Source organism: Streptomyces sp. MUSC 14 (assembly GCF_001866675.1).
In the GTDB taxonomy this organism is placed as follows: Bacteria; Actinomycetota; Actinomycetes; order Streptomycetales; family Streptomycetaceae; genus Streptomyces.
Window position 1 is genome coordinate 18,440 of sequence record NZ_MLYN01000024.1, and the last position, 23,343, is coordinate 41,782.

General features: G+C 71.7%; 22 protein-coding genes and 1 pseudogene. 11 read left to right on the plus strand and 12 right to left on the minus strand.

What is annotated here, in order from left to right; genetic code table 11:
• Positions 1 to 34 precede the first annotated feature (34 nt).
• Both BIV25_RS15610 and BIV25_RS15615 read left to right on the plus strand, forming a co-directional pair.
• Positions 35 to 259: a DUF3107 domain-containing protein gene (locus BIV25_RS15610; protein ID WP_071372925.1), complete on the plus strand. Its 225-nt coding sequence runs from the start codon at positions 35 to 37 to the stop codon at positions 257 to 259.
• 176 nt (positions 260 to 435) lie between these two features.
• Positions 436 to 702, plus strand: coding sequence for a hypothetical protein (locus tag BIV25_RS15615; RefSeq protein ID WP_071372926.1), 267 nt, complete (start codon positions 436 to 438; stop codon positions 700 to 702).
• 108 nt (positions 703 to 810) lie between these two features.
• Here BIV25_RS15615 and BIV25_RS15620 read toward each other — a convergent pair whose 3' ends face one another.
• The gene (locus BIV25_RS15620; protein ID WP_256255837.1) at positions 811 to 1,548 is read right to left on the minus strand and encodes a ferritin-like fold-containing protein; all 738 of its coding nucleotides are present in this window, start codon (positions 1,546 to 1,548) and stop codon (positions 811 to 813) included.
• 505 nt (positions 1,549 to 2,053) lie between these two features.
• On the opposite strand from BIV25_RS15620, the gene BIV25_RS15625 reads away from it, so the two are divergent.
• Together BIV25_RS15625 and BIV25_RS15630 are read left to right on the plus strand one after the other, a co-directional pair.
• Positions 2,054 to 4,660 (plus strand): DEAD/DEAH box helicase, encoded by a 2,607-nt coding sequence (locus BIV25_RS15625; protein WP_071372928.1) that lies wholly within the window; start codon positions 2,054 to 2,056, stop codon positions 4,658 to 4,660.
• Between the two features lie 138 nt (positions 4,661 to 4,798).
• The gene (locus tag BIV25_RS15630) at positions 4,799 to 5,725 is read left to right on the plus strand and encodes an alpha/beta fold hydrolase (RefSeq protein WP_071372929.1); all 927 of its coding nucleotides are present in this window, start codon (positions 4,799 to 4,801) and stop codon (positions 5,723 to 5,725) included.
• Between the two features lie 115 nt (positions 5,726 to 5,840).
• Here the strand turns inward: BIV25_RS15630 and BIV25_RS15635 are convergent, their stop codons facing one another.
• From BIV25_RS15635 to BIV25_RS15645, 3 genes are all read right to left on the minus strand, one after another.
• Positions 5,841 to 6,890, minus strand: a complete 1,050-nt coding sequence (locus BIV25_RS15635; protein WP_071372930.1) for a PhlD — start codon at positions 6,888 to 6,890, stop codon at positions 5,841 to 5,843.
• Positions 6,891 to 7,022: 132 nt separating this feature from the next.
• The gene (locus BIV25_RS15640) at positions 7,023 to 7,838 is read right to left on the minus strand and encodes a helix-turn-helix transcriptional regulator (protein ID WP_071372931.1); all 816 of its coding nucleotides are present in this window, start codon (positions 7,836 to 7,838) and stop codon (positions 7,023 to 7,025) included.
• A gap of 402 nt (positions 7,839 to 8,240) precedes the next feature.
• On the minus strand, positions 8,241 to 9,146 hold the full coding sequence (locus BIV25_RS15645; protein ID WP_177235295.1) for an NYN domain-containing protein: 906 nt from the start codon (positions 9,144 to 9,146) through the stop codon (positions 8,241 to 8,243).
• A gap of 163 nt (positions 9,147 to 9,309) precedes the next feature.
• On the opposite strand from BIV25_RS15645, the gene BIV25_RS51045 reads away from it, so the two are divergent.
• A complete protein-coding gene (locus tag BIV25_RS51045) occupies positions 9,310 to 9,486 on the plus strand; it encodes a hypothetical protein (protein ID WP_177235293.1) in 177 nt (58 codons plus the stop codon).
• Positions 9,487 to 9,534: 48 nt separating this feature from the next.
• Here the strand turns inward: BIV25_RS51045 and BIV25_RS15650 are convergent, their stop codons facing one another.
• The 3 genes from BIV25_RS15650 to BIV25_RS15660 form a co-directional block, all read right to left on the minus strand.
• Positions 9,535 to 10,140 (minus strand): MarC family protein, encoded by a 606-nt coding sequence (locus tag BIV25_RS15650; protein ID WP_071372933.1) that lies wholly within the window; start codon positions 10,138 to 10,140, stop codon positions 9,535 to 9,537.
• Between the two features lie 68 nt (positions 10,141 to 10,208).
• Complete coding sequence (locus tag BIV25_RS15655; RefSeq protein ID WP_071372934.1) at positions 10,209 to 11,066, minus strand: PHP domain-containing protein; 858 nt, start codon at positions 11,064 to 11,066, stop codon at positions 10,209 to 10,211.
• 166 nt (positions 11,067 to 11,232) lie between these two features.
• On the minus strand, positions 11,233 to 11,874 hold the full coding sequence (locus BIV25_RS15660; protein WP_071372935.1) for a DUF6758 family protein: 642 nt from the start codon (positions 11,872 to 11,874) through the stop codon (positions 11,233 to 11,235).
• A gap of 92 nt (positions 11,875 to 11,966) precedes the next feature.
• On the opposite strand from BIV25_RS15660, the pseudogene BIV25_RS46970 reads away from it, so the two are divergent.
• Positions 11,967 to 12,764 (plus strand): annotated as a pseudogene (locus BIV25_RS46970) (MFS transporter); the annotation flags it as partial.
• A gap of 41 nt (positions 12,765 to 12,805) precedes the next feature.
• On the opposite strand, the gene BIV25_RS15670 reads toward BIV25_RS46970, so the two are convergent.
• Positions 12,806 to 13,390: a suppressor of fused domain protein gene (locus tag BIV25_RS15670; RefSeq protein ID WP_071372937.1), complete on the minus strand. Its 585-nt coding sequence runs from the start codon at positions 13,388 to 13,390 to the stop codon at positions 12,806 to 12,808.
• 534 nt (positions 13,391 to 13,924) lie between these two features.
• Between BIV25_RS15670 and BIV25_RS15675 the strand changes: the two genes are divergently transcribed.
• Together BIV25_RS15675 and BIV25_RS15680 are read left to right on the plus strand one after the other, a co-directional pair.
• Positions 13,925 to 15,046, plus strand: a complete 1,122-nt coding sequence (locus tag BIV25_RS15675; RefSeq protein ID WP_071372938.1) for a magnesium and cobalt transport protein CorA — start codon at positions 13,925 to 13,927, stop codon at positions 15,044 to 15,046.
• Positions 15,047 to 15,069: 23 nt separating this feature from the next.
• Entirely contained in the window at positions 15,070 to 15,612 is a 543-nt protein-coding gene (locus tag BIV25_RS15680) for a hypothetical protein (RefSeq protein ID WP_071372939.1), read from the plus strand.
• Between the two features lie 39 nt (positions 15,613 to 15,651).
• Here the strand turns inward: BIV25_RS15680 and BIV25_RS15685 are convergent, their stop codons facing one another.
• Positions 15,652 to 16,404: a hypothetical protein gene (locus tag BIV25_RS15685; RefSeq protein WP_177235296.1), complete on the minus strand. Its 753-nt coding sequence runs from the start codon at positions 16,402 to 16,404 to the stop codon at positions 15,652 to 15,654.
• Between the two features lie 236 nt (positions 16,405 to 16,640).
• Between BIV25_RS15685 and BIV25_RS15690 the strand changes: the two genes are divergently transcribed.
• Genes BIV25_RS15690 through BIV25_RS15700 form a run of 3 tightly spaced genes read left to right on the plus strand, consistent with a single transcriptional unit; the run spans position 16,641 to position 19,711 of the window.
• Positions 16,641 to 17,939 carry a magnesium transporter MgtE N-terminal domain-containing protein gene (locus BIV25_RS15690; protein WP_071372940.1) on the plus strand — a complete coding sequence of 433 codons (1,299 nt, stop codon included), beginning with the start codon at positions 16,641 to 16,643 and terminating at the stop codon, positions 17,937 to 17,939.
• Positions 17,929 to 18,534, plus strand: a complete 606-nt coding sequence (locus tag BIV25_RS15695; RefSeq protein ID WP_071372941.1) for a DUF1003 domain-containing protein — start codon at positions 17,929 to 17,931, stop codon at positions 18,532 to 18,534. Before BIV25_RS15690 ends, BIV25_RS15695 begins: the two co-directional genes overlap by 11 nt.
• 43 nt (positions 18,535 to 18,577) lie before the next feature.
• A complete protein-coding gene (locus BIV25_RS15700; RefSeq protein ID WP_071372942.1) occupies positions 18,578 to 19,711 on the plus strand; it encodes an Mrp/NBP35 family ATP-binding protein in 1,134 nt (377 codons plus the stop codon).
• Positions 19,712 to 19,793: 82 nt separating this feature from the next.
• On the opposite strand, the gene BIV25_RS15705 is transcribed toward BIV25_RS15700, so the two are convergent.
• The 3 genes from BIV25_RS15705 to BIV25_RS46975 all read right to left on the minus strand — a co-directional run bounded on the left by BIV25_RS15705 (position 19,794) and on the right by BIV25_RS46975 (position 23,271).
• The gene (locus BIV25_RS15705; protein ID WP_071372943.1) at positions 19,794 to 20,459 is read right to left on the minus strand and encodes a hypothetical protein; all 666 of its coding nucleotides are present in this window, start codon (positions 20,457 to 20,459) and stop codon (positions 19,794 to 19,796) included.
• A 229-nt stretch (positions 20,460 to 20,688) separates the two neighbouring features.
• Entirely contained in the window at positions 20,689 to 21,159 is a 471-nt protein-coding gene (locus tag BIV25_RS15710; RefSeq protein WP_071372944.1) for a sec-independent translocase, read from the minus strand.
• An 84-nt stretch (positions 21,160 to 21,243) separates the two neighbouring features.
• Positions 21,244 to 23,271, minus strand: a complete 2,028-nt coding sequence (locus tag BIV25_RS46975; RefSeq protein ID WP_079176660.1) for a trypsin-like peptidase domain-containing protein — start codon at positions 23,269 to 23,271, stop codon at positions 21,244 to 21,246.
• Positions 23,272 to 23,343: the final 72 nt, after the last annotated feature.

Genomic DNA, 23,343 nt, shown 5'->3' on the forward strand with positions numbered 1-23,343 from the left:
CGCGCACATCACTGGCCGTCGGAGGGACATAGCCGTGGAGGTCAAGATCGGCGTGCAGTACGCGCCCCGCGAGATCGTTCTGGAGAGCGGTCAGAGCGTCGAGGAGGTCGAGCGCCTGGTGAACGACGCGCTGGCCGGAAAGACGCCCCTGCTGAGCCTTCAGGACGAGAAGGGCCGCAAGATCCTGGTGCCGGCGGACCGCCTGGCGTACGTGGAGATCGGCCAGCCCACCGTGCGCAAGGTGGGCTTCGGCGCCTAGTAGGCCGATGCAGTGAGAAGGGCCCGGCGGCAATTCGGCCGCCGGGCCCTTGCTTTCGGGGATTCGCACACAGGTAGGACACAACTCCCGCACAGCGGAGGGTTGCAGTCCGCAGGCCACGGGTATGACGGGCTACGAACGTCAAGGCAGAGACCGGCCATGGGAGGGACTCCGACATGATCTTGGAAGCACTCGCGTCCGCAGTGCTCGGTCTCGTCCTGGCGTGGGCGGCGGCCCACCGCCTCTCCCACCGGCTCCCGGCCCGCCCGCTGGTGTTCTCCACGGGCATCGCCGGAGCCCTCTTCGGCGACTTCGTCACCCACACCGCCCTCGGCCCCGGCACCGCCTGGCTGAGCCTCGTGGGCGCCGCCGTCATCTCGGCGGCATCCCTGTCCCTGCTCCTGCGCCCGACCGGCAGAATCCGCCGATCAGCGACGGCGTAGGGTTTCGGGGCCGCACCCCGAAGGGGCGCGGGGAACTGCGCGACCGGCCCCGACGGACCCGCAGCCGCGCAGCTCGCCGAAACCGACCCCCACGGAGCGCACCGGCCCTCAGGCCGCGAGGCCCAGCGCCGCCATCCGCTTCGTGTGCGCCTCCGTGATCCGCGAGAACATCCTGCCGACCTCCGCGAGATCGAACCCGTCGGCGACACCGCCCACGAGCATCGTCGACAGCGCGTCCCGGTCGGCGACCACCCGCTGGGACTGCGACAGCGCCTCGCCCATCAGCCGCCGCGCCCACAGTGCCAGCCGGCCGCCCACGCGCGGATCGGCGTCGATGGCGGCCCGCACCTTCTCCACCGCGAACCCGGCGTGCCCGGTGTCGTCGAGGACGGCGAGGACCAGCTCGCGGGTGTCGGAGTCGAGCCTTGCCGCGACCTCCCGGTAGAAGTCACTCGCGATCGAGTCGCCGACGTACGCCTTGACCAGGCCCTCCAGCCAGTCCGACGGCGCGGTCTGACGGTGGAAGCCGTCCAGGGCCGCGACGAACGGGTCCATGGCGGCCGTCGGCTCCTCGCCGATCTCGGTCAGCCGGTCCCGCAGCCGCTCGAAGTGGTGGAACTCGGCCGAGGCCATCTTCGCCAGCTCCGCCTTGTCCGAGAGGGTCGGCGCCAGCTTCGCGTCCTCCGCGAGCCGCTCGAACGCCGCCAGCTCCCCGTACGCGAGCGCGCCGAGCAGATCCACGACGGCCGCGCGGTACTGCGGGTCGGCGGAGGCCCGCGCCCAGTCCTGGGCGGCGATGCCCGTGGGTGCGACGGAGTCCTTCTCAGGCTTGTCAGCGCTAGTCATGAGCCGCACAATAGCCCGCTCGCGCCCCCCTGGAAGTGCCTGGTCGATCAGTGTGACCACGACTACGTGACCAAATCGGCCATCGCGTGTGCGCCAATCCGGGGTATGGTGGTAATGCGCCTGCTGAGTGCGTTGACAATATTCGACGTGCTCCGACAGGGCGCACGCATGAGGATGCCCGGTCGGTGGCCCGATCGGCTCCGACCCGACAGCCCTCCCTGGCCGTACGGATCAGTACGTACGACGACCGGAGGGACACCCTCAGCGGTACGAGCGCTAGAGCGTCGGCAGAGGTCCCGTGTCTTACGGCTTGCCCGAGTGGTTCGCCCGTACGGCTAGCCGACGTCCCCGGCACGGTCAGACATGACCCCCGCGCTCGCCTCGCACCGCACCACACAGAAGAGGCAGCACCCTGACTACGACGTTTCGAGAACTCGGAATCCTTCCCGAGACCGCCGAGGCCCTGGAGGCCGTCGGCATCATCAACCCCTTCCCCATCCAGGAGATGACGCTCCCCGTCGCCCTTTCCGGCACGGACGTCATCGGCCAGGCCAAGACCGGCACCGGCAAGACGCTGGGCTTCGGCCTCCCGCTCCTTGAGCGCGTCACCGTCCCCGCCGACGTCGAGGCCGGACGCGCCGCCCCCGAGGCCCTCACGGAGGCCCCTCAGGCCCTCGTCGTCGTCCCCACGCGCGAGCTGTGCACCCAGGTCACCAACGACCTGCTGACGGCCGGCAAGGTCCGTAACGTGCGCGTGACGGCGATCTACGGCGGCCGGGCCTACGAGCCGCAGGTGGAGGCCCTGAAGAAGGGCGTCGACGTCGTCGTCGGCACCCCGGGCCGGCTGCTCGACCTCGCGGGCCAGAAGAAGCTGAACCTGAAGCACGTCAAGTGCCTCGTCCTCGACGAGGCCGACGAGATGCTCGACCTGGGCTTCCTGCCCGACGTCGAGAAGATCATCGACATGCTGCCGGCCAAGCGCCAGACCATGCTGTTCTCGGCCACCATGCCGGGCGCGGTCATCGGCCTCGCGCGCCGCTACATGTCCCGGCCCACGCACATCCGCGCGACCGCGCCGGACGACGAGGGCGCGACGGTCGCGAACATCAAGCAGTTCGTGTACCGCGGTCACTCCATGGACAAGCCGGAGATGGTCGCCCGCATCCTGCAGGCCGAGGGCCGCGGACTGGCGATGATCTTCTGCCGCACCAAGCGGACGGCCGCCGACATCGCCGAGCAGCTGCAGCGCCGCGGTTTCGCCTCCGGCGCGGTCCACGGCGACCTCGGCCAGGGCGCCCGCGAGCAGGCGCTGCGCGCGTTCCGCAACGGCAAGGTCGACGTCCTCGTCTGCACCGACGTCGCCGCGCGCGGTATCGACGTCGAGGGCGTCACCCACGTCATCAACTACCAGTCCCCCGAGGACGAGAAGACGTACCTGCACCGCATCGGCCGTACGGGCCGCGCGGGCGCCAAGGGTACGGCGATCACGTTCGTCGACTGGGACGACATCCCGCGCTGGCAGCTGATCAACAAGGCGCTGGAGCTGGACTTCAACGACCCGGTGGAGACGTACTCGACGTCCCCGCACCTGTTCTCCGACCTCGACATCCCGGCGGGCACGAAGGGCATCCTGCCGCGCTCGGAGCGGACGCGTGCCGGTCTGGACGCGGAGGAGCTGGAGGACCTGGGCGAGACCGGCGGCCGCGGTGCGCGCGGTCGCGGTGACCGGGGTGACCGAGGTGACCGCAACGGCCGTGATGGCCGCGGCGGTTCGGACGCCGCTGCCGCCCCGGCTGCCGAGCGCGAGCGTCCGTCCCGTACGCCGCGTCGCCGCCGCCGTACGCGCGGTGGCACCCCGTTGGACGCCACGGGCAGCACGCCCGCCGCCACGACGGCTCCGGCGCCTGCAGCCGAGTCCGGTCCGGCGGAGGAGGCCCAGACGGCGCCCCGCACCCTGCGTCGCCGCCGCCGTACGCGCGCCGGAGCGTCGGGCCAGCCGGTGCCGGCCGCCGAGAGCGTGGTCGAGTCCGCCGTCGTGGCCGACACGGTGACGGCCCCGGCCGCGCCGGAGACCCCGGAAGCGGACGAGAAGCCGCGCCGCCGCCGCACCCGCAAGTCGGCGGAGCCGACGGTGCCGGCGCCCGCCGCCGAGCCCACGGCCGAGACGCTCTTGACGGTGACCGAGACCGTGTCCGCGTCCGCGTCCGAGCCGGTGACCGTGGCGGCCCCGGAGGCCGAGGCCACGCCGCGCCGCCGGACCCGCAAGGCCGCCACCACGGCCGAGCCCGCCGCGGAGCAGGCCGCCACCACGGCCGAGCCCGCCGCGGAGCAGGCCGTCGCCACGGCCGAGCCCGCTCCGGTGGCCAAGCCGCGCCGCACGCGCAAGACGGCGGCCGCCGCCGAGGCCGCGGTGGACACCGCCGAGGTCACGGAGACCAAGCCCCGCCGCACCCGCAAGACGGCTGCCACCGCCCCGGAGACGGCCGAAGCCCCCGAGGCCGAAGCCAAGCCCCGCCGGACCCGCAAGACGGCGGCCGCCGCCGAGACCGTGGCGGACACGGCCGAGGTCACGGAGGCCAAGCCCCGCCGCACCCGCAAGACGACAACGACGGCCGAGGCTCCGGAAGCCGAGGCCGAGGCCAAGCCCCGTCGCACGCGGAAGACGGCCGCCACGGCCGCCGTCGAAACCGCCGAAGGCACGGAAGCCAAGCCGCGCCGGACCCGGAAGACGGCAGCCGCCGCCGAGGCCGCGGTGGACACCGCCGAGGTCACGGAGACCAAGCCCCGCCGCACCCGCAAGACGGCAGCGACGGCGACGGCGACGGCCGAGGCTCCGGTGGCCGAGGCCAAGCCGCGCCGGACCCGGAAGACGGCGGCCGCCGTGCCCGAGGCCGCGGAAGCGGAGGCCAAGCCCCGTCGCACCCGCAAGGCCGCCGCCACGGCCGCCGCCACGGCCGCCGACGCGGACGGTGCCGCCGAGGCCAAGCCCCGCCGCGCGCGGAAGACGGCAGCCACCGCCGAGATCCCGGCGCAGGCCACCGAGGAGCCGGAGGCCAAGCCGCGGCGCCGGACCCGTAAGGCCACGGCGGTCGTCGAGGCAGCCGAAGGCTGATCCGGAACGCCTGTAACCGACGGCCCGGCCCACTCCTTGTGGGCCGGGCCGTCGTGCATCCGGCGGACCACAGCCTGCCCCCCCCTTCCGTCCCCTCCCCGCTCCGCTCGGGTGTCGCCCGACCGATAGCCTCTCCCCATGAGCAGGCCCGCCACCTTCGTCCCGCCCCCCGGTGCGCGTGCGTACGCGTTGCGTACCGCGCGTGGGGAGTTCGCCGTCGTCGACGCTCCCGTGGCCGACGGGGTGGAGCCCCGAGGGATCGCGCTGTTGCTGCCGGGGTTCACCGGAAGCAAGGAGGACTTCAATCCTCTGCACGTGCCGCTCGCGCGGCGCGGATACCGGACGGTGGCCGTGGACGGACGCGGACAGTTCGAGTCCGCCGGGCCCGAGACGGATGAACGGGCCTATGCCCAGGCCGAGTTGGCGCAGGACGTGCTGGCGCAGGCGGAGGCCGTCGGGGCCGGGAGCCCGGTGCATCTGCTGGGGCACTCGCTCGGCGGGCAGATCTCGCGTGCGGCCGTACTGCTCGACCACGCGCCCTTCCGGTCGCTGACCCTGATGGCATCCGGTCCGGCGCAGATCTCGCCGTCCCAGCAGCAGCGCGTGAAGCTGTTGCGGGACGCGCTCGCGGTGATGAACATGGCCGAAGTCTGGGAGGCGATCCAGGCGATGGAGACGCCCGAGGAGACCGAGACGGCCGCGCTCGACGGCGGACTCGACGACCGGGACGATCTGCGGCGCCGCTGGCTGGGCACCACTCCCGCCCAACTGATCGCCACCGGACGGCAGTTGTGCACGGAGCCGGACCGGGTCGCCGAACTGGCCGCCGTACCGCTGCCGTTCCATGTGCTGTCGGGCGACAAGGACGACACCTGGCCGCTGCCGCTGCTCGACGCCATGGCGGTACGGCTGCGGGCGCGGCGCACGGTCGTCGCGGACGCGGAGCACTCGCCCAACACCGACCGGCCGCTCGCCACGGCCGAGGCCGTCGCCGACTTCTGGGACGCTGCGGACGGGGCGGGCGTGAGGGACGTGGCGGACCAGCCGCCCGCGGTCACCGGATGAGCCGCTGACCCTGTGGTCACCGTACGCACCGCTGACGCAGGACGACTGCCCTGCTCCGACGGGGGATGCAGAGCAGGACAGCCGTCTTCAGTGTGCCACTTCCGACCGCCGTGTCCTAGTCGGTCCACGTGGCGTGCAGGGCGCAGAGGCTGAAACCGGGTCCGTAGGCGACGATCAGAGCCTGCTCGCCGTCGGCCGGAGGACGGCCGTGGGTGCGTTCCAGGACGCGAAGAACCGATACGCCTCCGAGGTTGCCCTCTTCCGACAGGGTGTCGAGCGAGTGGCGGGCGTCGTCCTCGGTGAGGCCGAGGGCCGCGGCGGTGTCCATGATGATCGGCCGGGAGCCGGGGTGGATGACCGGAACCGTGACCGAGCGGCCGGCGAGCCACTCCAGGAGAGCGGGCATGACGTGCTTGGCCCCGCCCATGGCGGCCTTGGTGGAGTCGAAGTGCAGGCCGTGGCTGTCCATACGACCCGCGTAGAAGTCGAGAGAGTCCGGCAGGAGGTACTCGAAGAGGCCTCCGGGTCCGTCGACGGTGAGGCCGGGGCCGAGGGGGTCGCTGCTGACGACGGTGGCGGCCGCGCTGTCGCCGAACAGCGCCTTGTAGATCATGTGCTCGATCTCGGTGTCCGTGTGGTTGTAGACCGAGGAGGGAACTTCGGCGGCGACGACGAGGACACGGGAGCCGGGGTGGAGCAGTGCCTGCTCGACGGCGCGGACGAGGGCGGTGACGCCGCCCACGCAGGCCCCGGTGGTCAGGGCCGTACGACGGACGGCGGGACGCAGGCCGAGCCGGTGCACCAGGTGGACGTCGAGGTTCGGTACCGCCCAGCCGGTGGCGTGGGCGGTGATCAGGCCAGTGATGTCGCCCGGTTCGAGCCCGTGGCTGCGGAGTGCGGAACGGGCCGCGCGCTCGGCCATGCCCAGGGCGTCGGCGAAGGCGGCGGGCGCGCGCTCCTCGACCGGGGCGGTGCCGCTGACGGTGGGCGAGTCCAGCGGCTGGGTGAAGTACCGGGTCTGGACACCGCAGTTACCGAGGACACGGAGGATCGCCCCGAGGCGCGGATGATTGGGGTGGTGGGCCCGGATGTCGTCGGCTATCTCGCCCGTGGTGACCTTGTGCGCAGCGAGGAGGGCGCTCGGACGGGCGATGTGGACGGGCATGTGTCCCCCCTAGGGCACGCAACCTGATAAAGGTCAAGGTACGGCAAAGTTGGCTGGTTCGAGCCACTGCCGTCTCGGCCATGCTCTCTCACTCTTTGCCAATCTCGCGCAAAGAAGGGGGGTTTGAAACGGTCAGCGGGCCTGGAGCATGGGGGGACACTGGCTCGGCTGCCGCGGACCTGGCCGAAAGATGAGGATCGTGAGGCGTGCCCCCGGAGCCGCCATCGGCTCCGCGACGCACATCCTCACCCAGCCCGAGCCGTCGACCGCGTGGCGGATCGGCCGCTCGTCGCCGTCGGGGTGGATCCAGGCGCCGCCGACCTCGTACAACGGGCGGGCGAGGCGGTCGTCGAGGACATCCTGCTCGATCTGCCTGAGGACCTTGTCGTCGGGGCGCTGCGCGAGCGCGGCCTGCAGCTGGGGCATGACGAGCGGCGCCCAGGCACTGATCCAGTCGGTGAGTTGCCCGCGACCGTCGATCAGCATCCAGCGCATGGTGTTCCCAGGGGCCTGCCCGGACTCGAAGATCCGGTGGAACGGCTCGTTGCAGGTGACCAGGTTCCAGGAGGCGTCGGTGACATAGGCGGGGTGCGCCACGGCGGCGACGGCCTCCTCCCAAACGGAGGGGACGGCGTGACCGCTGGTGTCGTAGAGCGGGCCGGGCGGGTCCTCGCCGCGCGCGTACCGGCACAGCGAGATCCACTCCTGCTCGTTCAGGACGAACAGGCGGGCTATGTCGCGCAGCAGGTCCACGGGCGGGTTGGGATACGTGCCGGACTCCAGGCGGTGGTACGTGCCGAAGGCCCGGTTGACGAGCTGATCCACCTGGTGCTGGGACAGGCCCGGGGCACGCCGGCCGGATCCGGTGGGGCGTGTGAGGCCGTGGGCTTCGGGGGCGATGAGTGCGCGGCGGTCCTTGAGCAGGCGTTTCAGTGCTCGTTTGTTCACTGGTGCGGATCCCCCGGCGTTGTCGGCAGTCAATCAGTGTAATTAATGGTGCTGGCTTTACTCCGAAAGATCTCCCGTAGAAAACGTGTAGGTGAGTCCTGCATGCTCGATGGTGCGCGGCGCTGGCCTGCCAGTGTGCTCACCAGTGACCACGTGGATACACCCCCTCGCGGACACTGGCTGGAAATATTCGAATTACCGGCCGGTTTTCGCGGATGGGCCGCAGGAACAGAGCCGGATGAGCTATCGGTTCACGCCACCGCTTCCCGCAAGGGAACCACAGGGCGGGCTCCGCATCACCGCCGGTGCACCACTGGCGCAGCCCCGGCGGCCAAGCTGCGGCCGGTGCCCTCCCGCCCCACACCAGGGGACTCGGCACCGGCCGCCGACGTATCACCGACCTCAGTACTGCGCCTGCAGGTGCTCCCAGAATCCGTCGCGCAGGGCGCGGCGCAGATCGGCCTGGCCGCGCAGGGAGTACTGGAGCAGCCCCTCGGCCTCGACCAGCAGGTCCTGGTCGACGGAGCCGGGCAGATAAGGGTGGCCGGGCAGCAGCTCGACCAGCGCATCGCGGCCGCGGGAGGCCAGCCACTTCGCCGCGATCTGGGCGCCGACGAAGCGGACGTCCTCGCGACTGGGCCGGGTTCCGGCGGAGGCGTCGTACGCGGCGGCGGTACGGCGCGAGACGTACGGCTTGAAGAACTCAAGCTCGAAGGTGCGCTGGCTGTCGACCTCCCAGAGCAGGGGCTCGGCCTGGTTGCGGCCGTCGGGCGCCTCGATGCCCCACAGATGGACCCGGGCGCCGTAGCCCTGGGCCGCCTCGACCGCCGAGACCAGGTCCTCGTCCCCGCCGAGGAGGGCGGCGTCGCTGATGGCGCGGTGGCGGGCCAGCGACTCCAGGTCCGTGCGGATCAGCGAATCGACGCCCTTCTGCTGGTTGTTGGCGTTGAGGTTGCCGAGACGGACCTTGACGTCGGGCAGTTCGGCGATGGTCTGCTGCTCGGCGGTGTGGATGCGGCGGCGGGCGCCGTCGTACCAGTAGACGCGCAACAGCCGGCTGTCCGCGAAGATCGTGCGGGCCTTGTCGATCAGCGCGTCGATCAGCCCCTCGGCGTCGAGGTCGAAGGCCCGGCGGTCCTCGGTCCCGGCGACCAGCCGGCCCGCGGCCGCGTACAGATAGCCCGCGTCGACGAAGATCGCGTGCGTGGAGGGCGTCTTCGCCACCTCGGCGAGCATGCGCTCCAGCAGCTCGTTCGTGCGCTCGATGCGGGCGGCCAGGGCCGCCGGGTCGTCAGTCATCGTCCCCATTGTCCCGGTGGTCACGCTGCGAACACAACCGGTCCCGATCGGTTCCTTACCCACTAGTAATTAGTCGTTCGAAAAATTTCTTTAGCGTAGGGAATGTTTGTAACACGAAGCACGTTGACTGTGGTGTACGGCAACACAGTCACCAGTAGTTCTCCTCAGGAGGATGACCAGACGAAGGGAGAAGCCCGTGCGCTTCGAGATCAGGCGACTCGACGAGGTCGACGGCACCACCGTGGACTGCACCGTCGTGGACGCCGCCTCCGTCAACCGGATCGTTCAGCAGGCCGCCGCCATCGGGCAGCGCCTGTGGATCCGCCCGGCCGAGACCCCGGCCTCGTAACGGGGCGACCACACTCACGCTTTCCGGGGGAGCCGGGCCGAGGACGGCTCAGCTCCCCCGGATCACCTGAGTGATCCCGTTGATGATCTGCTGCACGGCGATCGCGGAGAGCATCATGCCCGCGAGTCGCGTCACGAGGACGACACCGCCGTCCTTGATGACCCGGATGATCAGCAGCGAGTAACGCATCACCAGCCACAGCACGACGTGGATCGCGAGGATCGCGGACCACACGGAGACCTGCGTGGCCACACTGCCGGCCTTCTGCACGGCCAGGATCACGGACACGATCGCCCCGGGCCCGGCGAGCAGCGGCATGCCGAGCGGTACGAGGGCGACGTTCACGTCCTTCGTCTGCTTCGGCTCGTCGGTCTTGCCGGTGAGCAGGTCCAGCGCGATCAGCAGGAGCAGCAGGCCGCCCGCGATCATCAGCGCGGGGACGGAGACGTGCAGGTAGTCCAGGATCTGGTGCCCGAGCACGCCGAAGACGGCGATGACCCCGAACGCCACGCAGACGGCCTGGAAGGCCATCCGCTTCTGCACCTTGGCCGGCCGTCCGGCGGTCAGGGCAAGGAAGATCGGGGTGATCCCGGGGGGATCCATGATGACAAAGAGGGTCAGGAACAGGGAGCCGAAGACGGCGATGTCGAACATGCGGAAGCAGGCCTTGCGGAAAGAAGTGATACGGGCGTGAGTGGGTGAGGCCGGTGCCGGCCCCGGCCTCAGGCTCCGCCGGTGCCCGGCACCGGGAACGCGCCGGTGGCGCGTCGCGTGATCTCCCCGTACACCTCGGGGTCGGTCGTGTACGCGCCGAGCGCGACGGTCTTGCGGCTGCCGTGGTAGTCCGAGGAGCCCGTGACCAGCAGGTCCAGGTCCTTCGCGAGGCCCCGCAGCCGCTCGCGCGCGTCGGCCTCGTGGTCCATGTGATCGACCTCGAGGCCGTCCAGACCGGCCGCCGCCAGCTCGGCGATGCGCGCCTCGGAAACGGTCCGGCCCCGCTTGGCGGCGGCCGGATGCGCGAAGACGCAGACCCCGCCCGCCCCCTTGACCAGCCGGATCGCCTCGAACGGGTCGGTCTCGTGCTTCTCCACGAAGGCCCGCCCGCCGTCGGCCAGCCACTCCTCGGTGAACGCGTCGCTCACGGTCGGGACGACGCCCAGCTCGACGAGCGCGGTGGCGACGTGCGGCCGCCCCACGGAACCGCCGGCGGCGATCCGCTCGACCTGCTCCCAGGTGACCGGCACGCCGAGGTCGTTGAGCCTCGCGACCATCCCCCGGGCGCGCGGCACCCGGTCGTCCCGCACCAGCTCCCGCTCGGCGAGGAGCGCGGGCTCCTCGGGGTCGAAGAGGTAGGCCAGCATGTGCATGGACACCCCGTCGACTCGGCAGGAGAGCTCGGCGCCGGTGACCAGGGTCAGCCCCGCGGGCAGCGCGGCGATCGCCTCGCCGTACCCGCGCGTGGTGTCGTGATCGGTCAGCGCGACGACGTCCAGCCCGGCGGCGGCAGCGTTCCGCACCAGCTCGGCCGGGGTGTCCGTACCGTCGGAAGCCGTGGAGTGACAGTGCAGATCTATACGCACAAGGACTCCAGACACCGACGATTCAAAGGGGAACACTTGATGGTACCGGCAATTGCAACCCCTAAGGGCGCGGGACTGTATCGATCTGCGGCTCCGCCGCCTGGGCGCGATCAACCACAACGCACCGCACCCGCCGACGGCGGGCAACCCGGCACCCCCACGGGCGCTACGGCCGGAGCAAGCGCGGCGACAACGCTCCGCAGGGCACCAGATCCAGCTCCGCCCCCGCGTCCCGCAGATCCGTCAGCACCAGCTCGTCGTACATGAGCAGCCCGGACTGCTCGGGCCACATCACCGCCCACAGCCACATGCCGAGCGCCTCGCCCGCGAAGACCGCGCGGTCCTCGGGGGTGCGGAAGACGTGCCAGAGCGGGGTCGGGCGGCCGACGGCGAGCACCTTGGCGTCCGGTGGCTTCTCGATGTTCATGTACGGCCCCGGGTCCGGTCCGTCGATGCCCGAGTAGCGCGCGCCGAGACCGACGCCGAGCTCCTCGGCGACCAGGACGAGTTCGGCCGGGCCGCCCAGCGGACCGGGACCGGTACAGGCCACGGCGGTGGCGCGGCCTCCGCTGCGGTCGTCGCCCGCGTAGGTCACCCCCGTGAAGAGCCAGCCGACCGGCAGCGGCCAGGGCATCCACACCGGGACGTGGGTGCGCTGCACGACGGCGGCGAGGGCTTCGACGCTGGGCGGGATCACGGGCTGCAGCGGATACACCGTGCCGTGCACGTCGCACTGCCACGCATCGGCGAAGAGACCGGGCGCCCTGACCCGGCCACCACACCTCGGGCAACTGGGTTCGCCCCTCATAGGGCCCCACGGTCCTACCCCTGCCCGCCCACGTCAAGGACGATCACCCGTCCGGACGGACCCCTTGACGGGGGCAACTATTTGCATAGTGCACCGGCTTTGTCTCCAGCCGCATCGGCGGGCGCTGGACCCTGCTGCTCGGCCTCGTGTTCGTCGGCGTCTTCGCGGGCCTGGCCGGCACGTCGGACAGCGTCGGCCGGTTGGTCGCCTTCCGGGCGGGCCGGGGCCTCGGCAACGCCCTGTCGGCCTCGGCATGGTCTGCGGCCCGCTGCTCGGCGCGGTCCTCGGCAACGGCAGCCGGCGCCACCCGTTCGTCGGGACGGCCACGCGGATGGCGATCGGCTTCCTGTGCGTCACGAAGTTCCTGGAGGAGCAGCCGAAGCCGGCCCCGGAAGACCTCGGCGCTCGACCCGGCAGGGCGCTCGGGCGCGGTGTTCTTCGCCCGGGGCGTGCTGCTCGCCGTCTTCTCGGTGATCGTGGCCCCGCGCCCGCAGGCCCGCCTCGGCTCGCTGAAGGTGCTCGGCGCCTCGCTGGTGGCGCTCGCCGCGGACGTCCTCGTCCTCGGCTACAGCGACCACACCACGGCCGTCGTCCGCACGGTCCTGTCCGGCGCGTTCATCGGCGTGAACGACACCCTCTGCACCGAGCCGGCCCTCGGCGTCCCGGACGCCCTGCGCCCGGTGGCGAGCGCGGGCTGCGACTTCGTCCGCTGCTTCGCGCCGAAGACCGAGGGCTGGACCGACATCCACGTCCCGTTCGTGGTCGCGGCGGTCACCGCCCTGCTGGGCGCGGCCGTGATCGTCGTACGGCGCAGGGCGCTCACCGACGGGGCCGAGGAGCGGGACGTGGCGCACGCCACGGAGGACGGCGTCAGCGCGTTCGCCAACTGACCGGAATCCGCCTTGTGTTGGTGAGTTCGGTCACGCCGGGTTCAGTCCAGCGGGACGGACGCGCGGGCCGGGTCCCTCAGGTCCGTCCCCTGGGCGAGCCAGCGTTCCTGGAGGGCCTGGGCGCCGTGCACCCGCTTCCAGGCGGCCTCGTTCGGGGTCATCGGCAGCAGCGGCAGGAACCGTACGGGATCCATCGGGTCGTCCAGCTCCAGATCCTCGACCAGCCCGCCGGGCTCGCCCACCAGCACCGACGTGAAGGGGGCGCCGGGCCACAGCGGCTCGCCGGTGTCCAAGGAGGCGCCAGGCGTCACGATCAGACCCTCGACCTGCGGGGACGCGGCCAGCACGGCGAGCGGGCGAAGCACCTTGTCGGTGTCGGCACGGTCCGCGCGAACCGTGAGGACCAGCTCGGCGCGGGGCCCCTTGACCGGGTCCGCGACCGCCGCGGTGGGATCGGTCATGGGGTGCCCGGACATGCCGAGGGTGGCGTACCGCAGGAGGTCCCCCTCCCGGAACCGAAGCACCTCGACGCGGTCCGTGCCGAGGAAGGTGACGGCGGCGCGCGCGTCCGGTTCGCCCAGAGCGGTGCTCAACCGTGCCTCGACCAGAGGAAGAACATCAACCATGCGGCGAGCATAGAACTCGTCAGTGCCGGGCAAAGCGGCACCTTGACAGTTCGGGCGGCTGCTACTCTGAGCCGGTGGTTCGGGGCGGCACGCAGATGGGTGCCCCTCCCAGGCCTTAGGCACTGGGGGAGTCGATCTCGCCCCGGCGACCATGGGGACTCCCTTACGAGGGACCGGCCGGAGGAGGTGGGGCTGTCATGGATCGAAGTCGACCTGGTAGTACCACCCGCTCTTCCGACCGCTGATCCGGTCACTGACTGAAACCCCCGGCTGTCCGCCGCCCTTTCGTGTGCGCCGTGGTCCGGCCGTCGTCTTCGAACAGCTCCGGAAGATCCGGAAGAGCACTTCATTCGCTTTGCCTGATCCGTCTGATCAACGTCAGTTCCGCATCAGTGGCGAAGTCGCCACCGCGACGGTGCGGTGCTCCCCGCTTTGTGGACGTGCCAAACATCCCGTAGCCAGGACCGTCCTCATTCCGGGTAGTTCCACCCGTCGTCACGCGCTCTCGCTGCCTGCCCGCGAAGGAGCCTGCCCATGTCGATGATCCGCGACCTGCGCGCCGCGGTCCGCCCGTCGTCGCGTTCCTCGCTGCACAAGGACACCGCCCCGTACGACACCACCCGCGACCCCGGCACCTCCTCGGCCGTCGTGGACTGCGCCGTCTACCGCGACGGCCGCCGGGTCGCGAGCGGCAAGCCGCTCAGCCCGCACGAGGCGATGCGCCAGGTGCGGCGCGACGGCGACTTCGTCTGGATCGGGCTGCATGAGCCGACCGAGGCCGAATTCGCCGGTATCGCGGGCGAGTTCGGGCTGCACCCGCTGGCCGTCGAGGACGCGGTGCAGGCCCATCAGCGCCCGAAGCTGGAGCGCTACGACGACTCTCTCTTCACCGTCTTCAAGACCATCCACTACGTCGAGCACGACCGGCTCACCGCCAGCAGCGAGGTCGTGGAGACCGGCGAGGTGATGTGCTTCACCGGCCGGAACTTCTTCATCACCGTCCGGCACGGCGGCAAGGGCTCGCTGCGGGCGCTGCGCCACCGCCTCCAGGACGACCCGGAGCTGCTGGCCAAGGGCCCCTCGGCGGTGCTGCACTCCATCGCCGACCACGTCGTGGACGGCTACATCGCGGTCGCCGACGCCGTGCAGGACGACATCGACGAGGTGGAGACCGAGGTCTTCTCGCCGGGCCCGGGCGGCAAGGTCTCGCGCGGTGTGGACTCGGCGCGGATCTACCAACTCAAGCGCGAGGTATTGGAGTTCAAGCGGGCGGTCGCGCCGCTGCTGCGACCCATGCAGCTGCTGAGCGAGCGGCCGATGCGGCTGGTCGACCCGGACATCCAGAAGTACTTCCGGGACGTCGCCGACCACCTCGCCCGGGTCCAGGAGCAGGTCGTCGGCTTCGACGAGCTGCTCAACTCCATCCTCCAGGCCAACCTGGCGCAGGCCTCCGTCGCGCAGAACGAGGACATGCGCAAGATCACCGCCTGGGCCGCGATCATCGCCGTGCCGACGATGGTGACGGGCGTGTACGGCATGAACTTCGACCACATGCCGGAGCTGCACTGGAAGTACGGCTACCCGCTGGTCCTGAGCCTCACCATCGGCATGTGTGTGGGCATCCACCGGGTGCTGAAGCGCAACGGCTGGCTGTGAGCGCCGCTCGATAGGCTGGGCGCATGACGAGCAATCCGCCCGGCCGGGCCCCCCTCGACCAGGCCCTTCTCGACCAGGCCCTCATCGAGGAAGCCGCGAAGAAGTCCGGCCTGATCTGGGTCAGGGGCACCGGTGCTCCGGCCGCGCGGGCGCTGTGGCACGTGTGGCACCAGGGCGCGGTGTACCTGGTCGGCGACGGGCCCGGGGAGCAGCCGCTGCCGGAGCTGGTCGACGGCGGCTCCGCGGAGGTGACCGTGCGCGGCAAGGACAAGGGCGGCCGGCTGGTCACGTTCCCTGCGGCCGTGACCGAGCTCGCGGCGGGCTCCGAGGAGTGGGAGGCGGCCGTCGCCGAGCTGAAGGGCAAGCGCCTGAACGCCCCGGACGGCGAGGGAATGCCGGGCCGCTGGGCGCGCGAGTGCCGGGTGCTGCGCCTGGCTCCGGCCGGGTCCGTGGTGCCGTTGCCCGACGGCAGCCTGGCGGAGCGTCCGGTGCCCACTGCGGCGACCACCAGGGGGCCGATTCCGGCGGGCCTGCCGAAGCTGCTCGGCAGGCGACGGCGGGCCTAGGTGTATTGACCCGCAGCCGGATTCGGCGCCGGGCCACCGCTATGACGTCGGCAGCTGCTTGCCGTAGTCCACCGTGTCCCCCTGGTCCGGTTCCGTCACCGTGAAGTCCTTGCCCCAGTCCGAGAAGCTGAGCGCGCCCGCACCACCGGCGCGGACCAGGCGCAGCGGGTAGGGGGTGCCCTGGAGGGAGACGTCGAGGGTGCCGCCGGAGCCCTTGTCGCCGGTGATACGGATGGTGGGGGTGCCCGACTGGTCGTGGTGGCCATCGGTCGCCAGGCTGCCGTGCAGCGTCAGCAGCCCGTCGAGCAGGACGGACTTGTCCGTGAAGCCGCTGAACCTCTTGTACGCGGGGTCCGTCTGCGGCACCTTCACGTACTTGCCGTTCAGCTTGCCGGCCGTGCCGTCACCGCCGCCGTCGCCGCCGCTCGCGTGGTTCCAGAAGTCCGAGTCGGCCTTCAGATAGAGCTGCTCACCGACCCGCAGCAACTGGAAGGTGGCACCCTGCGCGGTCACCGAGCCGGTGCCGCCGTCCTCCTTGAGGCGCATGTCCAGCTGATACGTACGGCCGCTGGTCACGACCGCGCCGGCCAGCCGTACCGCGGCCGCCCCGTCCGCCGCCGCGCGGGTCCTCGTCTGGATCTGCTCGGCGGGCAGCTTGCCCACGCCGTTCGTCCCCGCGTCCGGATCGTCGCCCCCGCAGCCGCCCAGCACCGCCACCCCCGTCACCGCCAGTGCGCAGATCGCGGTCGCCCGCGCGGTCCGGCGGGTTCGGCCCTGGGGAATCGCAGTCACAGGTCAAGTCGCCTTTCTGACGGGTCCTGAGCGGCGTACGGCAGCGTACCGGTGCCCCGGTCCCCCGGCGGAGTCAGTCCGTCCGGACCCCCCACCAGGGCGTGTCCGACCGCCACGGGCTAGCCTGAAGCGCACCCGAGCGGGCAAATCCGAGCAATTCATCGATCACTTCACAAAGAAAGCGGAACACCCCCTGAGGGAGATTCCCAGGCCACGTCAGCAGAGGAAGCACAGCCATGGCAGCCGGCGCCCCCCGGATCTTCGTCTCGCACCTCGCCGGGGTCCCCGTCTTCGACCCCAACGGCGACCAGGTGGGACGCGTCCGCGACCTCGTCGTCATGCTGCGCGTCGGCAGACGGCCCCCGCGCGTGCTCGGGGTGGTCGTCGAGCTGTCCACCCGGCGCCGGATCTTCCTGCCCATGACCCGGGTGACCGGTATCGAGTCCGGCCAGGTCATCATCACCGGCGTCATGAACGTCCGCCGTTTCGAGCAGCGGCCCACCGAGCGGCTGGTCTTCGGCGAGCTGCTGGACCGGCGCGTGACGCTCACGGAGACCGGCGAGGAGGTCACCGTGCTCGACGTGTCCGTGCAACAGCTGCCCGCCCGCCGGGACTGGGAGGTCGACCGGGTCTTCGTCCGCAAGGGCAAGAAGGGCGGCGCCTTCCGGCGGGTCAAGGGCGAGACGCTGACCGTCGAGTGGTCGGCCGTCACCGGTTTTTCGCTGGAGGAGCACGGGCAGGGCGCCGAGAGCCTGCTCGCCACCTTCGAGCAGCTGCGCCCCGCCGACCTCGCCAACGTCCTGCACCACCTGTCCGCCAAGCGCCGCGCCGAGGTCGCCGCCGCGCTCGACGACGACCGGCTGGCCGACGTCCTCGAAGAGCTCCCGGAGGACGACCAGATCGAGATCCTCGGCAAGCTGAAGGAGGAGCGCGCGGCGGACGTGCTGGAGGCCATGGACCCCGACGACGCGGCCGACCTGCTCTCCGAGCTGCCCGAGGCGGACAAGGAACGGCTGCTGAGCCTGATGCAGCCCGGCGACGCGGCCGAGATGCGGCGCCTGATGTCGTACGAGGAGCACACGGCGGGCGGTCTGATGACCACCGAACCGATCGTGCTGCGCCCGGACGCCACCGTCGCCGACGCCCTCGCCCGGGTCCGCAACCCCGACCTCTCCCCCGCCCTCGCCGCCCAGGTCTACGTCTGCCGCCCGCCCGACGAGACCCCGACCGGCAAGTACCTCGGCACGGTCCACTTCCAGCGGCTGCTGCGCGACCCGCCGTACACGCTGGTCAGCTCGATCGTCGACACCGATCTGCAACCGCTCGACCCGGACGCGGCGCTGCCCGCCGTCGCCGGGTTCTTCGCCACCTACGACATGGTCGCCGCGCCCGTGGTGGACGAGGCCGGGCGGCTGCTCGGCGCCGTGACCGTGGACGATGTACTGGACCACATGCTGCCCGAGGACTGGCGGGAGCACGAGTTCCATCTGGACGAGGGATACGAGGGAGAGGGGGCGGCCGCGCATGACTCCTGAGCGCGAGAGCGGCACCCGTGAGCGCACCCCGACGGGCGCGACGGCGGCCACCCGGCACCGCACGCCCCGCCTGGACCAGCCGCGCCCGCCCCGGCGCCGGTATCTGCCGGAGTGGGACCCCGAGGCCTTCGGCGTGATGTCGGAGAAGATCGCCCGGTTCCTGGGCACGGGCCGCTTCATCGTCTGGATGACGGTCGTCATCATCCTGTGGGTGCTGTGGAACGTCACCGTGCCCGGCAGCCTGCGCTTCGACCAGTACCCGTTCATCTTCCTGACCCTGGCCCTGTCCCTCCAGGCCTCCTACGCCGCCCCGCTGATCCTGCTCGCGCAGAACCGGCAGGACGACCGCGACCGGGTCAACCTGGAGCAGGACCGCAAGCAGAACGAGCGGTCGATCGCCGACACCGAGTACCTGACCCGGGAGATCGCCACCCTGCGCCTGGGCCTCGGCGAGGTGGCGACCCGCGACTGGATGCGCTCGGAACTCCAGGATCTGCTGAAGGAGCTGGAGGACCGCCAGGGCCGCAGCGACCGTGTCGTATTCCCGGCGGAACGGTCAGAACGGTCGCCCGGACGTGACACAGACGACCGCTGAGGGGCATCCCGAACGCCCCGCACCGCGCCGTACCATCGTCCTTATGGCTACGGAAGACGCGGTGCGCGAGGCACTGGCGACGGTGAACGACCCCGAGATCAACCGCCCCATCACCGAACTGGGGATGGTCAAGTCGGTGGAGATCGGTGCGGACGGAGCGGTCGCGGTCACCGTGTACCTGACGGTCTCCGGCTGCCCCATGCGCGACACCATCACCCAGCGCGTCACCGAGGCGGTCTCCCGGGTCGAGGGCGTCACCCGCGTCGACGTCACGCTGGACGTGATGAGCGACGCGCAGCGCAAGGAGCTGGCGACCGCCCTGCGCGGCGGCCAGGCCGAGCGCGAGGTCCCCTTCGCCAAGCCGGGCAGCCTCACCCGCGTCTACGCGGTCGCCTCCGGCAAGGGCGGCGTCGGCAAGTCCTCCGTGACGGTCAACCTGGCGGCGGCCATGGCGGCCGACGGACTCAAGGTGGGCGTGGTCGACGCCGACATCTACGGCCACAGCGTGCCGCGCATGCTGGGCGCGGACGGCCGTCCCACCCAGGTCGAGAACATGATCATGCCGCCGTCGGCGAACGGCGTGAAGGTCATCTCCATCGGCATGTTCACGCCGGGCAACGCCCCGGTCGTCTGGCGCGGCCCGATGCTGCACCGCGCCCTCCAGCAGTTCCTGGCGGACGTGTACTGGGGCGACCTCGACGTCCTGCTCCTGGACCTGCCGCCCGGCACCGGCGACATCGCGATCTCCGTCGCCCAGCTGGTCCCGAACGCCGAGATCCTGGTCGTCACGACCCCGCAGCAGGCGGCGGCCGAGGTCGCCGAGCGCGCCGGCTCCATCGCCGTACAGACCCACCAGAAGATCGTCGGCGTGGTCGAGAACATGTCCGGCCTGCCCTGCCCGCACTGCGGCGAGATGGTCGACGTCTTCGGCACGGGCGGCGGCCAGCTCGTCGCCGACGGCCTGACCCGCACCACGGGTGCGACGGTCCCGGTCCTCGGCTCGATCCCGATCGACGTCCGCCTGCGCGAGGGCGGCGACGAGGGCAAGCCGGTGGTCCTGACCGACCCGGACTCCCCGGCGGGCACCGCCCTGCGGGCGATCGCCGGAAAGCTGGGCGGCCGGCAGCGGGGCCTGTCGGGCCTGTCGCTGGGGCTCACCCCGAAGAACAAGTTCTAGCGCCGTACGGAACACCGTCCAGCCGCATGACGAAGGGCGCCGAAATCGATCGGCGCCCTTCGTCATGCGGTCCCGCGCGTCGTCACGCGTAGGCCGCGACGTCCTTCACCACGGCGAACCCGAGTCCGTACGCGCTCATGCCCCGGCCGTACGCGCCCAGGTGCACCCCCGCCTCGGTCGTACCGGCGAGCACCCAGCCGAACTCGGACTCCCGGTAGTAGAAAGTGGCCGCGACCCCGTCCACCGGGAGGGACAGCGTGGACCACTCCGGTCCCTCCAGATCGTCGGCCAGTGCCCACGCGGTCTCGGTCTGCTGCTCCAGCCAGTCGTCCCGCAGGCTGTGGTCCATCTGTCCGGGCCAGGTGAACGACAGCAGTCCCACCCCGGCCAGCCACGCCGCCGAGGACACGGAGGTGGCCTCCAGCAGTCCCGTACCGTCGGCGCTGCGCCGCGACGGCTGCGCGGCGACCGTGACCACCACCGCGAACTTCTCCCGCGGCTCAGTGGCGGAACCGGTCTCGCCGCGCACGGAGGGCTCGTCGCCGTGCCCCGTCGAACCGTGCTCGACGGCGCCGTCCGCCGCCGTACCTACCTGCATCAGCCAGCGCGGTCCGGTGAACGCCTCGTCGAGGCCGTACCACGGGAAGGACGCCTGAAGATAACCGTCGACCGTACGCCGGGCGGAGGAGAACTGCTGTCCGCCCTCCGCGGCCGGCGCCTGTGCGCCCACCCGACTCGTCGTCTCCATCTGCCCGGACGCCTCCTCGCTCTCGTCGGACCGGGGCGGCCCGCCCCCCTTCGGGCGTACTCCTCCGGTCCGCACAACAACACGGCAGCATATCCACACGAACGAGTGCGGCAGGGCAGGCAGTAGGTGCGTGGGTCGTACGAACGGCCTGTTCAGGCCGTGCGCGCCGGGGGTGTGTTATGAAACGCGTCACGTGCGCGGTGCACGCCCGCGCGCGTGTCGGCAACGGTCAGGTGGCGTCCGCGTCGAAGGGCGGCCGGTCGTCGTTGCCGGGCTCCTCGGGCTTCTTGGTCATGTCGATACGCCCGCCGGAACCGGAGCTCGAGGACGACGAGGCAGAGGAGGACGACGAGGCGGAGGAGGACGGGGCCTCGGTGTCCCGGCTGTTGACGGCGTCGGTGACCTCGGCCATCTCCTTCTTCAGGTCGAAGCCGTTGCGGATCTCCTTCAGCCCCAGTTCGTCGTTGTCCAGCTGCTTGCGGATGAACGTCTTGGGGTTGAGGTCCTCGAACTCGAAGTCCTTGAACTCGGGACCCAGTTCATTGCGGATGTCCTGCTTCGCGCTCTCCGAGAACTCGCGGATCTTCCGGATCGTGCGCGTCACGTCCTGGATGACCTTCGGGAGCTTGTCCGGACCGAAGACGAGCACGGCGATCACGACGATCGTGAGCAGCTCGAGTGGTCCTATGTCATTGAACACCTGACGCTCCTATTGATGTCCTCGGTCGCTCAACGGTACCCGGCGTTCCCGTCCGACCGGTACCGTCCCGAGGTGAGACTTGTGTCAGTTCTGCTCCGCCGTGCCCAGGACCAGCGGGACCTCCCGGTCGGTGCCGTCGCGCCGGACCGTCAGCCGTAGCCGGTCACCGGGCCGGTGGGCGCGGATCCTGACGATCAGCTCCCGGGCGGAGTGCACGGGCTGTCCGTCGACCGCGCCGACGACGTCACCCGCCTTCAGACCGGCCCGGTCACCGGGGCCTCCCCGGGTGACGGCGGGGCCGCCGCTGGCGCTCTTGCCGTCGATACGGGCGCCGTCACCGCTGTAGGCCATGTCGAGCGTGACGCCGAGCACCGGATGGGTCGCCCGGCCGTGGTTGATCAGTTCCTCGGCGACGCGCTTGGCCTGGTTCACCGGGATGGCGAAGCCGAGGCCTATGGAACCGGACTGGCCGCCGTCCGGCTCCGAGCCGCTGTCGGCGGACCGGATGGCGGAGTTGATGCCGATCACCCGGGCCTCGGAGTCGAGGAGCGGGCCGCCGGAGTTCCCCGGGTTGATGGGCGCGTCGGTCTGCAGCGCGTCGACGTACGACACGTCGCTGCCGTCGCCCTTCTCGCCGCCGGCCGTGATGGGCCGCTCCTTGGCGCTGATGATGCCGGAGGTGACGGTGTTGGCCAGGTCGAAAGGGGCGCCGATGGCGACGACGGGGTCGCCGACCCGGACGCCGTCGGAGTCGCCGAGGGGCAGCGGGGTGAGTCCGTGCACGCCGTGCACCTGGACGACCGCGAGGTCGTAGCCGCTGTCCCGGCCGGCCACCTTGGCCTGCACGCTCTCACCGCTGCTGAAGGTCACGGATATCGCGCCGCTCGATCCGGCGGGCGCGACGACGTGGTTGTTGGTGAGGATGTGCCCCTGGGTGTCGAGCACGAAGCCGGTACCGGTGTCGGTCTGGTCGGTCCCGCTGACATGCAGGGTGACGACGCTGGGCAGGGCGCGGGCGGCTATCCCGGCCACGCTGTCCGGCGCGCGCCCGGCGGGCACCCGCCCGGCCTGCGGCAGGCGCACCTCGCCGTCGAGCCCCTGCCGCTCGGCATACGCGCCGACGATCCCTCCGACCCCGGCGGCGACCAGGGCGACGACCACCGTCCACCCCACCATCAACCGCCTACTCGCCTGCCCGGCCCCGCCGTACCGGAGCACCCCCCGCCGCACCGCCTGCTCCTGCGGAGACCCGGGCGCCCAGGGGTCGTACCGCCCCCAGGGATCGTCATCGACCCCGACCAGCCCACCGGGGGCGGGAGCGCCGAGTGCGGGGGCGTCGGGTGCGGGTGCGGGGGGCGTCGGTCCCGGGGTTGCGGGGCCGGGGGCCGGTGCCCCGGTACCGGCCCCGGGTGCGGGGAGCGCCATGCCGAGGGGCGACACCCCGGCGCCGGGCGCCGGGGCAGGGGCAGGGGCAGGGGGTGACGTCGGAGGGACGGGGGCGGGGGCACTCGGCGCCTGCGTCCCCGGTGCCGTCGTGGGGGCGCCGGGCGTGGGGGCGCCGGGGAAGGCGGTGCCCGATGCCCCGGGGCCGGGCGTCGGGACAGGGACTTCAGAGGGTGACGTCGGAGGGACGGGGATGGGCAGGGCTGCGCTCGGCGCCTGCGTCCCCGGTGCCGTCGGTGCGGGCGTCGGCCGGGCCGCCGGGTGCTGGACGGGCGGTGCGGGTGCCCAGGGGCCCGGCTCGCCGTACGGCGGGGTGCCGTAGGGATCGGGGGCGTGCAGGGGCCTGGGACGCTCGGTGGGGGCCGCCCAGGCGTTCTCTCCGGGGACGGTCTCAGCCGGTACGCCGGCCACCCCGGCGGCGCTCTCCTCAGCCCCGCTTTCCTCGCCCCCGCTCGGCTCGGCCAGTTCGAAGTCGCCGTCGGCCGCGGCATCCGGCGCCTCCGGCCGCGCCAACTCGAAGTCGGCCGACCCGGAATCCGTCGGCCCAGAGATCCGCCCCGAGTCGCCCGGCGTGGTCTGCGCGCGATGCCCGGCCGGCCGGTCGGCCGGCTCCGGCGCCGCCGGTCCCTCCGGCTCCGCCCCCGGCGGAACACGGTTCCCCTCGTTCATGCTCTCCCCACAGCTGGCCGCGGCCGCACGCTTCGGCGGCGGACGCGGAATGTCGACTGCGCCCCCGGGTCA